The 13,734-nt window shown below is 52.5% G+C and carries 17 protein-coding genes; 9 read left to right on the top strand and 8 right to left on the bottom strand.

The window, feature by feature from the left end; translation table 11 throughout:
- Positions 1-120: 120 nt before the first annotated feature.
- The 6 genes from Q674_RS24545 to Q674_RS24520 all read left to right on the top strand — a co-directional run bounded on the left by Q674_RS24545 (position 121) and on the right by Q674_RS24520 (position 5,476).
- On the top strand, positions 121-2,028 hold the full coding sequence (locus tag Q674_RS24545) for a type IV secretory system conjugative DNA transfer family protein (RefSeq protein ID WP_152526053.1): 1,908 nt from the start codon (positions 121-123) through the stop codon (positions 2,026-2,028).
- The gene (locus Q674_RS24540; protein WP_152526052.1) at positions 1,961-2,806 is read left to right on the top strand and encodes a hypothetical protein; all 846 of its coding nucleotides are present in this window, start codon (positions 1,961-1,963) and stop codon (positions 2,804-2,806) included. The genes Q674_RS24545 and Q674_RS24540 overlap by 68 nt, the downstream gene beginning before the upstream one ends.
- Before the next feature lie 61 nt (positions 2,807-2,867).
- Positions 2,868-3,521 carry a hypothetical protein gene (locus Q674_RS24535; protein ID WP_023008056.1) on the top strand — a complete coding sequence of 218 codons (654 nt, stop codon included), beginning with the start codon at positions 2,868-2,870 and terminating at the stop codon, positions 3,519-3,521.
- Between the two features lie 52 nt (positions 3,522-3,573).
- The gene (locus Q674_RS24530) at positions 3,574-3,909 is read left to right on the top strand and encodes a hypothetical protein (protein WP_023008055.1); all 336 of its coding nucleotides are present in this window, start codon (positions 3,574-3,576) and stop codon (positions 3,907-3,909) included.
- Between the two features lie 2 nt (positions 3,910-3,911).
- Positions 3,912-5,099 (top strand): hypothetical protein, encoded by a 1,188-nt coding sequence (locus tag Q674_RS24525; RefSeq protein WP_023008054.1) that lies wholly within the window; start codon positions 3,912-3,914, stop codon positions 5,097-5,099.
- Between the two features lie 107 nt (positions 5,100-5,206).
- Positions 5,207-5,476, top strand: coding sequence for a hypothetical protein (locus Q674_RS24520; protein WP_023008053.1), 270 nt, complete (start codon positions 5,207-5,209; stop codon positions 5,474-5,476).
- A gap of 116 nt (positions 5,477-5,592) precedes the next feature.
- Here Q674_RS24520 and Q674_RS24515 read toward each other — a convergent pair whose 3' ends face one another.
- The 5 genes from Q674_RS24515 to Q674_RS24500 are packed head-to-tail and all read right to left on the bottom strand — an operon-like array spanning position 5,593 to position 7,490.
- Entirely contained in the window at positions 5,593-5,772 is a 180-nt protein-coding gene (locus tag Q674_RS24515; protein ID WP_023008052.1) for a hypothetical protein, read from the bottom strand.
- A complete protein-coding gene (locus Q674_RS41035) occupies positions 5,769-5,996 on the bottom strand; it encodes a hypothetical protein (protein ID WP_152526051.1) in 228 nt (75 codons plus the stop codon). Before Q674_RS41035 ends, Q674_RS24515 begins: the two co-directional genes overlap by 4 nt.
- Positions 5,993-6,550 carry a recombinase family protein gene (locus tag Q674_RS24510; RefSeq protein WP_023008051.1) on the bottom strand — a complete coding sequence of 186 codons (558 nt, stop codon included), beginning with the start codon at positions 6,548-6,550 and terminating at the stop codon, positions 5,993-5,995. The genes Q674_RS41035 and Q674_RS24510 overlap by 4 nt, the downstream gene beginning before the upstream one ends.
- Positions 6,547-6,849 (bottom strand): hypothetical protein, encoded by a 303-nt coding sequence (locus Q674_RS24505; RefSeq protein WP_023008050.1) that lies wholly within the window; start codon positions 6,847-6,849, stop codon positions 6,547-6,549. Before Q674_RS24505 ends, Q674_RS24510 begins: the two co-directional genes overlap by 4 nt.
- 5 nt (positions 6,850-6,854) lie before the next feature.
- Positions 6,855-7,490 carry a DNA-binding protein gene (locus Q674_RS24500; RefSeq protein WP_023008049.1) on the bottom strand — a complete coding sequence of 212 codons (636 nt, stop codon included), beginning with the start codon at positions 7,488-7,490 and terminating at the stop codon, positions 6,855-6,857.
- 355 nt (positions 7,491-7,845) lie between these two features.
- Between Q674_RS24500 and Q674_RS0120570 the strand changes: the two genes are divergently transcribed.
- The gene (locus tag Q674_RS0120570) at positions 7,846-8,823 is read left to right on the top strand and encodes a DNA adenine methylase (protein WP_200865911.1); all 978 of its coding nucleotides are present in this window, start codon (positions 7,846-7,848) and stop codon (positions 8,821-8,823) included.
- Here the strand turns inward: Q674_RS0120570 and Q674_RS40655 are convergent.
- From Q674_RS40655 to Q674_RS24485, 3 genes are all read right to left on the bottom strand, one after another.
- A complete protein-coding gene (locus Q674_RS40655; protein WP_081698911.1) occupies positions 8,807-9,811 on the bottom strand; it encodes a NotI family restriction endonuclease in 1,005 nt (334 codons plus the stop codon). The two genes, Q674_RS0120570 and Q674_RS40655, sit on opposite strands and share 17 nt — an antisense overlap.
- Positions 9,812-10,152: 341 nt before the next feature.
- A complete protein-coding gene (locus tag Q674_RS24490) occupies positions 10,153-10,446 on the bottom strand; it encodes a hypothetical protein (RefSeq protein ID WP_023008046.1) in 294 nt (97 codons plus the stop codon).
- Entirely contained in the window at positions 10,440-11,075 is a 636-nt protein-coding gene (locus tag Q674_RS24485) for an AAA family ATPase (RefSeq protein ID WP_023008045.1), read from the bottom strand. Before Q674_RS24485 ends, Q674_RS24490 begins: the two co-directional genes overlap by 7 nt.
- A 212-nt stretch (positions 11,076-11,287) precedes the next feature.
- Between Q674_RS24485 and Q674_RS0120565 the strand changes: the two genes are divergently transcribed.
- Both Q674_RS0120565 and Q674_RS24480 read left to right on the top strand, forming a co-directional pair.
- Positions 11,288-11,524, top strand: a complete 237-nt coding sequence (locus Q674_RS0120565; protein ID WP_031209744.1) for a hypothetical protein — start codon at positions 11,288-11,290, stop codon at positions 11,522-11,524.
- A gap of 364 nt (positions 11,525-11,888) precedes the next feature.
- Complete coding sequence (locus Q674_RS24480) at positions 11,889-12,608, top strand: hypothetical protein (RefSeq protein WP_023008043.1); 720 nt, start codon at positions 11,889-11,891, stop codon at positions 12,606-12,608.
- Positions 12,609-13,734: the final 1,126 nt, after the last annotated feature.

The following is a 13,734-nucleotide window of genomic DNA, read 5'->3' as shown; positions in this document are numbered from 1 at the left end:
CGGCTATCCCGCTGATGCGGGAAGCGCCTACAGGGGGTATTCGCTTATCAGCGATACCCCCACCGAACAAGTTCGGCGGCTCCCCCGTGTGCCGTCCGAAACGTAGGAGAGTTTGAGAAATTGACTGGTGACTTTGTAAGAGATTTCGCACAAGGCCTGACATGGTTGGTGCAAGCGTATAAAGCGGGTGGTCTGGTTATCGGTCTGATTGCTGGCTTTTTCTTCGTCGTTGCTGTTGCTCGCTACCTGGAAGAGCAAGAAAGCTGGGAGCTGTTTTTGGTGCCGTTTGGGCTGGCTGTGATCGCGGGGCCAGTATTGCACTTTGGGTTGCCTTGGTTGGTGGAGGATAAGCTGGGGCCGGTGTCGATTGCCTGGTATTTCTTGGTGATTTGGTTTGCTGGTTTCGTTGTTGGTGGCTGGCTGGGTTATAGGTTTTTCCGCGAATGGGAACCCAAGATTGTGGCGTGGAAAGAGCGGATCACCTGGCGAACAGATCAGGAACGAGACAAAAAAACAGACGTAAGAACAGTGCGGGAGTTGCTGCCGACAACCCCAGAGCCTTTCGACGTGATGGATTACTACGAGCCGGGTTTTATTACGATGGGGCTGGATAAAGAGGGAAATCCGGTCAGAGTGCCCTTTGAGGTATGGACGAGTAGTCACATTCAGTTAGCAGGAACAACGGGAGCCGGTAAAGGTGTGGCCGCTCAGATGGCGCTTACTCAAGCGGTACACGAAGGGGAGGCCGTGTTTGTCCTTGATCCGAAGAACGACGAGTGGGCACCTCACGCACTCCACAAAGCTGCCGAGACCTGCGAGGTGCCGTACCACTTTATTGACCTACGAGACGGTCAGCCGGCACAGATAAACCCGCTGGCAGGAGCCAGCAGGGCGGAGCTGCAAGAAATGTTTTTGGCCGCCTTCTCGTTGGGTGAAAAAGGTGGGGATGCCGACTTTTACAGACTGAATGACCGAAAAGCCGCCCGGGCCGTAGCGGCCCTGATGGCTGAACAGGCCAACCCCAGTTTTGCCAATATGTACCGCGAAGTGGCAGAGCTTCCAGAAGTGCAGGCCGCCGCTGGTTTCTGGGGGGCTTATGAAGAAATGGCAGAGCTGGAAAGCATCAACGCGCCAGGTGTGGGCGTGGACTTCGCCAAGGTCATTGAACAAGGCGGCGTGGTGTACGTGGTTGGGTCTATGCGTAACTCACCAGTCATCAAAGCCCAGCGGATGTTAATGATCCGCCTGACTCAGATTTGTGAGAAGCGCGACCGACTGAAGAAACAACGGTCAGTTTGTGTATTCCTGGATGAGCTGAAGTACCACCTAAGCAAGCCCGCAATGGAGATTTTTGGGGCGGCCAGAGACAAAGGCCTGCACGCCCTGATTGCTCACCAGTCGCTTGCAGACCTGAGAGACGTTCCCGCTGATCTTGACCCGGACGCGGTTGTAGGTTCGGTCATCGAAAATACAGCACTGAAGATCATCTACAAGCTGCAAGACCCGGATACCGCGGAATGGTTGGCCCGCCGTTCTGGTACCAAGTTGGTTGATGAAGAAATCAGAAAGGTGGGGCGGAACGTGGCTCAGTCTGAAATCCTGGACGATGACAGAACTATCCGGCAATCCGAAACCTTCCTGGTGGATACCAATATGATGATGAACCTACCTAAGAGGGTGGCCGTGTTTTTTAGTGAAGAGCTGCCCAGGTTCATGGGAACCAGTCCGGTCATGGTGGAGAAAAAAGCGGCGGCCGTCGCTCCTGTGGCGGCTGCGGTCGCTTCCGCTCCCGCTTTTGCCGCCCTCGAGGACGAGCCGGAACCAGTAACCGAGCCGGAAGGCGAACCGGAGAGCATTCAGCAGGTAGAAGAGGTTTTGTTTGTTGATGGTGGCGAGGACGTGCCGGATCTGTTGCTGGATGCCCTAAAAGACGATAGCGCCACAATGCAGGCGCTGAACGATGATGATGAAGATCAAGAATACAAGCGGGCCAATAGCCCGCTGGACTTGGGGTTTGATGATGAATAAGCACCTTATAGCCGATCCGGCAGAACGGGCAAAAAGAGCCGCCGACAAGGAAGAATGGGTGTTGGATTTTCTGCGGGATGAGGTGTACAGCACTACCGCTATTTTGTCCGATGTGATGGCGATTGGGGAGCGAGCAGCCCGGAGTGTGCTGGCCAGGATGGAGAAAAAAGGGTTGCTGGTCAGAGATGAAGTCAAATTCATGGGGATGAAGGCAATCCCCCTTTGGGGGATTACCTCAACGGGAGTGATGACCGGTCTCACCCCTGAAGAAGTGGCGACAGTAAGCCTTCGGTATCACACACCAGGTAGCGTTAAACCGCTGACAATAGCTCATACCCTGGATACCCAGAAGTGCCGCCTTCACTGTGAAGTTGTGGAGGACTTCGAGAGCTGGACACCTGATCGTCTGTTGCCAGGGAAGGGGCTGAAGAAAGCCGATCCAAAGCGATGGGCGCACTACCCGGATGCCGTTGGGGAAGCTGTTCATAAGGAAAAACAGCTCATTTACAAGGTGGCCATTGAGATCGAGCGCACAAGGAAAACCCCAGCCAGGTATGTGGCGATAATCAAGGCCCACATGAAGAACATTGAAAAAGGGCGGTATCAGCGAGTGTGGTATTTCTGCCCAACCAAGCAGGAAGCGGATAGCTTGCAGGCGTTATTTCTGCGATTGATGAAGGAAAAGGGCATAGGTTTCTGGCCGGATAACGACACCAAATACAGCCCAGAACAGAGCCTTAAATTGTTCAGATTCAGAACGATGGAAGATTTCAAATAACGCACCTCGGTTAAACAGGGGTTGGATGAATAACCTATTGATTATCAAAGGAGATTTATCCATGAAATTAGTTATTAAAAGTGTGTTTGCCGGTGTGCTTTTGGCGTGTTCAGGCGGTCTGATGGCTCTTGAACATGATCGAGATGCCAACCTCATTAGTGGGCAGAACGAAGTGCAGGAAGCTGCCAGATTGGCTGAAGAAAAATGGGAGGCAGCAGTTGCTTCAATGCTTCCGGTTCGTTCTTCCGGCTCCGTTACGCTTGATGCTGAGCGGCTGTTCTCAGCCTATGCGCACTTCGCTAAGGCTCGTGCTGCATTTAGTGAGCTTGGGTTTTCACTACCTGAGCCGATGAATGCTAAAGGGATTGGTGATGCCATGATGCGCTTTGCCTTGGACTCAGAGCCATTGGCAAACACCAACGCTTATTTGACCGTGGCAACAGATTACAGCCTGCCCAACGTCATGGGCGTGGTTGAGCAGTTCACAGGACAGTACGGTAGAAAGCCGGAAAATGTAATGAAGATTATTCGTCACCTTGGCCACCGTGTTTCTGTAGGTGTGCCCATTACTGGTGTTATGGATGATGTTCTGAAAGATACAGGCCTGTTTGAACCGGATTACGAAATGGCGATGGCACTACTTCGTAGCCAGGAATACAGCTATGCAATAAAAGATGATTTGAGCCTGAAGCAAGCTAAAGCCTGCTACGAATAGGCTTTAGAGTAAGCTGGCCATGCTTTGCATGGCCATTACAGAGGAATTGAGAATGAAAGGTGTAGCAAGTGCAATTCTGGCAGCCACTCCGTTGGCTGCCTTAATCCTTTACTTTGCGTTGTCTGGCCAACAGCAAGTAAGAACCGATCAACAGCGGGTTGAAGTGAAGCAGCAGATCGAGGCGGCTCAGTTTGACCTTGAGTTTGAGCAGATGAGCCGGGACATATCAAATAAGCCAATGACTGCGGAAGAGTTGGCGAAGAAAAAGGCGGATATCGAGGCGCTGAAGAAGAAAGCTGAAACCTGGGATAGCCGGTTTGATGCTGAGTTTGAACAGATGGACAAGGAACTGGCAGAACTGAAGTCTGCCCTGGATAAGGGGCAGTGATTATGAATTTGCGAGTGATTCTTTGCCTTGCTGTGGCTCTACCTGCTTTTGTGTTCGCCGCCGATCCGACGATAGATAACAGTGCCGGAAGGAGTGTGGGAAGTACGAAGGAAGAGCGGCTAGAGCGCCTGAAAGAGCTGAAATTGCAGCAGTCAAAGTCAAAAGTCGAAGCAGAGACAAGAGAGAAGCTGAAGGCTTTGGACCTTTCCAAATCGGAGGTTTCCAGTTATGCGGTTTCCTCAGAGGTACCACTTTCAACCCTGCTTATCCCATTGATACGGGAAGCCGAGCAGAAGGAGGTTAGTACCGACTGGAGCAAAATGCAGTTTGTCCAGCAAAACAACTTTGGCCGTATGTTGGAAGTGTGTCAGCTCTTCAGTGATGTGATGCCAGTGCCAACAGCGTTCCCTTTGCACATGCCACCAAGAACCAGCATAAGGCCTGGGCATGGCGAGGGCTGGCTAGTGGTTCAAGATGGCCCGACTCATGCCTTTTTCAGTGATCCGTCCCTTGGCTATGTGAAGCCGGTATTCTCCATTGATGCGCATGGCTTGAGTGAAATATCTGATATGAAATCGCTTTCCTATGCAGTGGGCCGGAAGGTGGATAGTGCCGCCGTTCCGGTTCGGTGTTATTACTTTTACGCGAGGTTGGGCGAGGCCGTGATAAATGAACTGACGAGGTTCAGCGTTGCGGCAGATGGAGAACCAACCAGGAAGCAGAATCTCTTTGTTGGTGGGGATTTGCAGCAGGTTGTCAGGGATGCTTTCACGAGCGCCAGGTATGGCCCTAACCGCTATGAGCCGTACCCTGATGTTGAAGAGTTCGCCCAGCCGGAGATCAGCAAGGGGTGTCGATTGCCAACGCTGCTTGGCATCCAAAGCAATGCCGTTGACTGGCAGTGTGGCGGGTTAATGGTTGACCCAAACACCTCAACAGCTTCTCTTGGTGGAATGCAGATACTGGGAGGAAATACGTTCTTTGGTAAGAGTGTCACACTGACACAGGTTGATACTTTCGAGCTGGCCAAAGCAATGTTGTCCAGTGAACGGCAACAGATAGCGCAGTCAGAATCGACAGAGCAATCAAAATCAACGGCGCTAACCAAAGGCAAAGCGAGCACAACAGCGACTGGTTCAACAACAGAGATCGGTGCAGGTGCGGGAGTTGGATCAAAAGGCGGGAATTGATTTTAGACCCGCCTTATCGGCGGGTCTTTAACCAGGTTCAACTATCGCGCCCCTGGTTGTTGGAACAAGGCCAACCGCGTGGCTTTGTTGAGATATGAGGATAGCCAATGTCAGTCATAGAGTTCAAGAGTAAGCGCCAAAAAGACATTGAAGAAATGTTGGCGGAGGTGCGAAAGCTGGAGGAAAGCGGGCAGCTTTCCAGCGATACCGCGAGCCTTGCAGACTTCGTTGCAGGGTTGCCGAGTGTTAAAAATCTCAGGGTGTACACCGCCGAACAAACCAAGGCTTTGGCCAGTCGTCCGATGGGCAATTTGCCGCCCTCGATGCGTAGGCAGTTAATCCGGATTGCGAACAAGAGTGGTCACACAGCAGAGTAACCAGGCGTGGCTTTCTGTGACCAATAACAGGGCCGCTCTATGCCGCGCCCTGAAACCCAGGCAGGCCACTTGCCCAATGCAAACAGGCTGCGCCAGTTTGCACCGTTCAAGCGGCTTCAGTCGTCATGGAAGCGGTTTAATGGGTGCCAAAACATGCCGGGGTCATTAATAACATTTTCATCGTCTGAAGCCCTTTTAGGCGTTGTTCGGCTGGGTGGGCCGTCACGGAGAATTACATAAATTCGGTACCCCATGATGAACAGGAAAACAGCCAGAATAGCGATAACAGTTTTCATGCGGGTTCGTGCTCCTCAAATCCCATTAAGATTCCAATGACCTCATCTAGCCGTTGGCGTGTAGTGGAAGATAAGGCCGGATTTTTCATTAATAGAGCCAAAATCGACGTTGCCATATAAGCGCAGTCATCAGGGCTTATTTCCCCTCGGCGAGCAGCTTTTTTAAGCAGTCTTGAACCGGTTTCAAAGTCAGCTTTTGTTAAGTCATCCAGCGGTATTTTCACGGGCTAATATCCTCCAATGCTTTGTTTAACGTGGCTCTGGTTACGTTGAAATGTTTTGCTACTTCGGTTTTCGTGATGCTCGGATCGAGCAGCATTGCCCGCGCTTTCTTGGCTTGAGTCGGGCTGAGCTTGGGAGGCCTGCCGCCCTTGCGGCCTCGCGCTCTGGCCGCCTGAATGCCCGCCTTGGTGCGTTCCTGAATTAGCGACCGTTCAAACTCAGCCAGAGCCGCAAAGATATGGAAAATCAGCTTTCCACCGGCTGTTGTCGTGTCGATGGCTTCAGTGACCGATCGAAACCCTACGCCTTTGGCTTCCAGGTCTGAAATGATGGCCACCAGGTCTTTCAGGCTTCGCCCCAGTCGATCCAGCCGCCACACGGTTAAGGTATCCCCTTCTCTGAGGGCATCGAGGCACCGTAGAAGCTCAGGGCGCTCCCTGGATGCGCCGGAAAAGGCTTCCTGATATACCCGCTCACAACCGGCCATATTCAGTGAATCAAGCTGTAGGGCTGTGTCTTGGTCTGTGGTTGAAACCCGCGCATAGCCAATAATCATATTGCCCCACCTGCCTGATAAACGTCTGAGGGCTGAAAAATTGGGAATACAGTAAGCGGTTTAGGTGTGGTGCTTCGGTTAGCATGATTGGGCCGTTTCACAAAGCAGCGCTGGCCGTAGTCGTCCAGGACTTCCCCGGTTTTCACTTCGCCCAGTAGTTCCAGCGTAGATAAGGCCCGGCGCCGGTATTCTTCAAAGTCCACGTCCTTGGGAACCGTCATGGGGATGACGGCTACTGCAACACCGTTACGAATAGCCGCCCAGTGTTTGCCGATGCTTGTAGAGTTCGCTATATCCATCCGTGTTACTCCTTGGCTTTACGGGCTATTTCGATTAACTCCCCTTGCAGCTTCCGGTTGTCGTCGCGGGCCTCTTTCAGGTCAGCTTTAAGGCCTTCTATTTGCGTGTCCCGGTCTTCAATTCGAGCCTGAAGTGCTGCGGTATCAGCTTTCAATTGGGCGTTAATGTTGTGTTCCTGGTCGAGTGCGGAGCGTACCTGGTTAACTTCCTGCCCCTTTTCTTCCAGGGCTTTGGTCAGCTCTGCCAGGTGTTTTTCAAGGCGCTGGATTTCGTTCAAGGCTTCATCACGTTCTGCGGTAGCGTCAGCAACTGCGGCCTCTGCTTCCTGCCTGAAGTTCTCAACCGATGCCGTGGCCAGTTTGCTGGCCATCCCCCAAAGCTGCCCCAGTGATGTTTCAACGGCTTTCTTGAGGTCTGCGGGCATATCAAGCGCGGCCACAACTTCGGCCTTTCGTGACTCCCTCCACTCCCGCATAACTGGGGAAATGTGGGACAGGGAGCCGCCGCCCATGCGTTCGCGCACCTGGTCATTGGTGGGGGTATCAATGCCTTCCGAGACAAGGGCGTTGGCGGTCGCAATGATGCGGTCACGGATTTCAGGCTTAACTTTGGCGGCATATGAGGCGTGCTGTTCAGTCATTGCTATATCTCCTGTATGTATTGTATGTATGTATGATACATACAATACATACAAAAGGCAAGAGAAACGAGCAAGAAAGGTGCCTTTTCTGTACGTTGATTTTTGAACGGTTTTCTTATCGTTCTGAGGTGGGCTTTCCCGTCGGATTCGGGCTATCTGTGGCGATGTTCAGAAAACGGTGGTTTTTTGGTTTTGGATAGTACGATCCAAAAAATTATATCCGTGAGCATTCACGGTTTGACGAGTACGGTTCTGTTGCCTAAAATGCCGTGAGCATTCACGGATACAACATAGAAATATAAGGCAAAAAATGGACGCGACAGCAACCCAAAGACAGAGCCGGAGAATAGAGCGATTGAAGGCTGAAGGCATAACCCGTTCAACCGTTTTGGTGCATGAGAGGTGCCGTCCTGCACTAGACTCTCTTAAATCACACTTTGTAAACCCAGATAAAGCGGAAGCTCTAACCTCTTTGGTTGAGCAGTTACATGCTAAATCTAAGCCCACTAACGTGGCTCAGGTGAGGCATTTGAGTCCATTTCGTTATCCGGGGGGGAAAACTTGGCTTGTTCCGGAAGTTAGGCAGTGGCTAAAAGCATCGCGTCAAAAGCCGTCTGTATTTGTAGAGCCATTCGCAGGAGGCGCTATTGCTGGTTTGAGTATGGCGGCGGAGGGATTGGTTGATAGGGTTTTTCTGTGCGAGCTTGACGATGACGTGGCAGCAGTATGGGAAACCATTTTTCATGGTTCGGATAATGACGTGACCGATCTATCCAGGAAGATAACTACTTTCGATGTGACTCTGGATAACGTCCGGGCGATCTTGGAAAGCAAACCGCGTTCAGCTAAAAACAGAGCTTTCCGTACAGTCATTAAGAATCGTATGCAACGTGGCGGCATCATGGCTGCCGGGGCTGGACTGGTTAAAGAGGGAGAGGCAGGTAAAGGGCTGAAATCCCGTTGGTATCCCGATACGCTGGCAAAGCGGATCGAGGTGTTGCGTAGCATGAAAGATCAGATCGATTTTGAGCAAGGTGACGCCTTCGAGGTTGTGAGTCGGTTTGCTGATGACCCTGAAGCCTTCTTTTTTATCGACCCACCTTATACAGCAGGTGGAAAAAAAGCTGGCTCCAGGCTCTACACTCACAACGAAATTGACCACGAAGGATTATTCGCCCTCATGGCAAGCGTTAAAGGCTCCGTGATGATGACCTACGACGATGCTCCAGAGGTGCGCGCAATGGCAGAACGTCATGGGTTCAGAATTGAGCTTGTGCCGATGAAGAACACTCACCACGCAATTATTCACGAACTGCTTATTCTGAAGCCTTGAAAACCTTATTGGCCCGCGAACTGTCATCAATGACTTGTTTCAGATTGCGGGTAAAGTCGGCTTTGCTCAGTGGTTCGGTCGCATTTAATGCACGTCGAGAGCTTTCCAGCGTGGTGAATATGACCGCGCTGGCTGTCATATTTAGTGCATTGTCGTAATCAACGATGAACCATACCACGTCTGAGTTATCCCTCCTTTCTTGATCATTTCTGGCTCTTGGGTAGGCATCAGCAAGCGAGTTCATGTTGTCGTAAAAGTATCTATCAATCACCACGACAACCTTTTTTCCCCAGTTTCTCAGTACCGGTACCTTCACATCCAATTGTGGGGAAAGGCGTTTTGGGCCGCTGCTGCGGTAGTCTGGCCGGCGACGGCCGACCGGGAACAAGACTGAAGATGGAGCCGCTGCGTATGCGTCGAACTCTGGTCGCATCTTATCACCGGAGAAATATAGTGCCTGAGTCTCTACCGCACACCACTCAAGCTCGCCGGCATCCATAGTTGTTGGATTAACCAGAATCCAGTCAATTCGACCTGCCTTTTTGCCCTCGCCTTCATCGTCGCCGTTATCGTCGGCCGTTGAATCGGATACTTTGCGGAGAAAAGGCGTTTCTTTAACTACGGTCGGGTTGTCCGCCTCCAGCATCTTTTCGGAAATCCATACGAAGAGGCTTTTTCCACCGTCTAACGGCTGGAGGAATCGGGATGGGCAAACGGTTACGATCTTGTCACCAGGTACGGGAGTTCCCGCTCCCTCTGGCCCTGGAGAGAAGCGGCGAATGCTGCAAACTCCGCTGGCTTTGTTGCATCGAGCGCCAGGTACAAGCGTGGATAGAAACGGGCACAGGGGGGCATTGGAAATATCACCTGTCTGGTCTTGAGCTGCTGCGAGCTGGCCAAAGCGTTGCCGCTCGTCTGGTGTCATGGTGGTTATGTCATTGCCGAACCACTCGGCTATCCCATAGCGAGGGATCGGAGCGCGTGCCATAAAAACTTCCAAGATAGTTAGTTACAAAAATGTTCTTATGGTATCTGGTGGTGGGGATTTGATCGACCTTTCTTATGATGTGGTGAGATTTTGTGGTTGGGCTGCTCGGTCGGTCGCGTCGGTCGTGGCAACCGGCCAGCCGGAGCACGAACCAGGGCAAGGGGTTTACAGCGCAGCGGCCCTTGCGCTGGGGCGTGGTTTGGCTAGGTTCGCCACACAAGACCGGCGGGACTGATCGAGTAGACCAACAGGGGCTGCTTGGGAGTGAGTGGAGGGAGTGAGGAATTCGGCATTAAATCGGAGCCTTTTTAGTACCAAAAAGGCTCCTTATTGGTGCTGTTTTAGTGCCCTTCTTGTACCTCTTCCGCCAATTTAAGAATGGCCCATCGGATGACGTTTAGCTTGGTTCTCCCTGTTTTGGTGGCCAGTTCTTCCAGTTTGGTGAACTCGTATTCATTGAATGGAACGCGAATGGCCTTGTAGTCCCTGTTTGCGTTGGGGTCGAGGTCTGCTTTAGGGGTTGGCTTTTTCGCGGGTGAGCCGCCGTCGGCGGCGGCTGCAAAGGCTTCTATCTGTTCCGGTGTCGGCTCCCGCTTTGCGTTGGTCGTGGCTTGTGGCTCCCTACGCTTTACCATTGAAACACCTCCCGCATTAGCTCCCGCACCTCTTCAGCGGCCTTTGGGTTGTCCATTTCAACCACGCCTAACCCTTCGCTCATGGCGTCACGGTAAACCTTGCGGTCACGGATTATGGCGCTAAGAAGCTGAATCTCCGGGTAGTCCTGGAGGTATTCGCGGGCTTCTTCTGCTTCATGCACTACCGGGTTGGTTGGTGCCATCGTGATTAAGCCATAGACAACAAGATCAGGGTTCAGGTCTTTGGCTTGGGTGATGATTTCCTGAAGGTTAGGCAGGGTGTCCAGGTCAGGCTGTGATGGCCGAAACGGAACCAGCAGGACATTGGCGGCGGTCATGCCTGTGCGCAGTTCGCGACTGTCACGGCCAGCCGCATCGACAATCACGTATTCATAGCGCTTATCGAGATCGAGAAGAGTTTCCCGGATGTTCTCGTATTTTTGAACGCAATGAACGGTTGGCAGCTTTTCATTGCCAGAGCGATCCATTGCCCAGTTTGCCGCAGTGCATTGACGATCTGCATCAACCAGGACGACATCCCGGCCATTTCTGGCGAGTTCTGCGCAAATATTCACGGCTGTGGTGGATTTTCCGCAACCGCCCTTTTGACTTCCTATAAGTACGATCATTGGTGCTACTCCTGTACCGTTGTGGTGCTGTTTTGGTATCAATTTAGTACCAGTTTTATACATTAACGGTACTAAATTAACAAGCACTAAAACGGTATATTTTTGGTACCAAAAAAAGAGAGTGCTAACTTTTTGGGGTACATCTGTTGATCTTTGTTCTGATAGTAGTGTACTTTTGTCGCTGTTTTTAGATTTTGCCAGAAGGGGGCAGCGTGGAAATCAGGCTTTTAAGAAAGCTGTTCCAGGAAGGCTTATTGCTATCCGCAAAGGTGCATCCGGCTCCTATGGAAAGTGACCGCTGGATTATGGTCTTTGATAAAGCCAGTGGCGGACAGGAGCAGATCACCAGAGCCAGGGATGACGAAACCAAGATTTACAAGCGTCTGAACGGTGCGCTTCAGGATGCACAAGATATTGGCTTTAAAGAGGTCACAATCAGATTTGACTGATTAGAAATGAAAAACCCGGCACAAGGCCGGGCTATAAATTCGGAGATGCTGGAAGATTTGGCGATCAGGTCAGCACCCGACACTCAGGCTTTGGGAAGCCCTCGCAGTCCTCTAAATATACGCGAGAACCCATCAAGCCGCAACTCGTGTTGCCTATTTTTGAGGCATCAAATAGCGGTGTTTTGATGAGGGGGCTTCCCTGTGATGAAAACAGGGGAAGACATTGGCAGCACATGCCTACATACCGAGAGAGAACGCTTTAGGGGGGAACTTCTGTGGCCACGACCCGGCCAGCCCTCGTTTCACTCTTGCTGATCCAGCCAAAAAAGGGAAAGGCGGCATCCCACGAGTTCTGACGCTTTGCATGGAGCGTTTGAAGGATTACTACTATCGACCGCGTAAAGTCATACCATCCTTAGACCTGGCTAATGGCAGTGAGCGTCAGCAACGCAGTGAGCGCAGGGAAGCCTGTATCTGCCTGATGGCTGCACTTCTGAAATTTACTGATGTGGCCAGTCTTCGCGTTGGCATCCCCACGAAAGACGGATTTGTGAATCTGACGGTTGATCTGATCGCCAGGCATACCGGCATGAATCTAAAGCGTGTTGAACGTGCTTTACACGATCTCAAGGCCGCAGGCCTTGTTACCGTGTCGCAACCCCGCCAACTGAAAGAGGACGGCACCTGGAAGGGGCTGGCCGCCGTAAAGGCGATATCCAGGCATCTGTTTGCGGTGTTTGGTCTTGGGAGTATGTTGAAGTACGAGCGGGACAAAGCTAGTAAGCGGCTGAAGAAAAAACAGCGCCAATGGGAGCAGGATGCCGAAACGGAAAAGGGACAGAATACCCGGACAGGAAGAGCCAGGTTTGGGTTGTTCATGGGAGGGATGGCGTCTCAAGTGAATGATAAGCGCAAGCCCAAGCCAAAACCGCAGACAACTAACAGGCAGTCACGGGATGACTTCGAGTATCGAAAGCAGCAGATGGTCAGGGCGGGGGAGCTAAAGCAGGCCAACCCGGACTGGAGCCGAGACAAGTGTTTTGAGGAAGCCGACAAGCAGCTTTCAGGGCGGCGCATGGCCTAGCCCTGGCCAACCCTATGGGGTAATGGGGTATTCCATCAGAATCGACCAAAAAGAGCCTTCCAGGCTCTTTTTTTTCGCCTTGAGGAAGGTGTCCAAAGCCTAAAGCGGTGAGAATTGGGCGCATCTGTGGATAAGCCTTTCTGACATGAAAATTAAGTGTCTGTAGATAACTCAATTAAGTGTCCACCCTTAATTCACCAGTCAGTTATATAAAAATCAGTTAAGCAGGGTGCCTGCAAGCAGTCACCCAATAATGCCTCGCCAGAGGCGAGATAAGCTCTCTATCTGACGCCCTACGCTTCGCTTCGGTTGTCCCAAAAGGGGCGCTGCCCCTTCTGTACTTCCCCGCAAACAGCCGTGTTTGATCCTCGGGAGCATGAGCGGCGGCTTCGCCTTGTCATGCCCCTCCGGTCAAAGGCTGTGGTGATCTCCAAATGCGTCAAGGGGCCGTGTCCTCGCCGCTGTCGCGGCTGCGGGCCGCACCAACCCCTTGACTCATTTTCCGATCAGAAAAATGCTTGCCTGTTCACACCGTTATTTGTAACCTATTCCTCGCGCATAGGTGCGGAGCGAGGAACCGGAACAAATAGCCGGTGTGAAGCGTTGCGGTCGCCGGTGGCGACCTTTGGCCTACTGTCACGGCTGGACGCCGCGCCATTCGGCTACTTCGCCCACTTTGTGGGCTGCGCCCTTCACTACGCTGGACGCTTCGTTTCGGTTGCAGGGGCGCGTCTGGCTACGCCCGACAACCCGCTTTGCGGGCTGCGGTTTCCATGTGCCGCTGACGCTGTGCAACATGGCTACCTTGGCCCCGCCACTGCGGCTTACCGGCCCTTTCCTGTTCGTTCCGATCAGGCAGGGAACCCGTCCCGGTAATCCTTCGTTTTGGGGCGACTCCTGAACGTCGTCCCCGAAAGCGGGTTGTCGGGCCTATCGTTCGCAAGCTCACTGCCCGACGCGCCGGGGCAAGCCCCCCACGCAACAACCAGGCACTGGGGTGCCTTAAATCGGCTGGGGCCGATTTTTGTTACGCGGCTCCCCCCAAACCTTCCGGCAATCCCGGCGGGGCGGGATGTGCCTACAGGGGGTCAGTGCTGAACGCACTTACCCCCACCGAACAAGTTCG

It is taken from the genome of Marinobacter sp. EVN1, assembly GCF_000475375.1.
In the GTDB taxonomy this organism is placed as follows: Bacteria; Pseudomonadota; Gammaproteobacteria; order Pseudomonadales; family Oleiphilaceae; genus Marinobacter; species Marinobacter nauticus.
The sequence above is the reverse complement of the archived record's forward strand: the minus strand, read 5'-3'. Positions and strand labels throughout refer to the sequence as shown.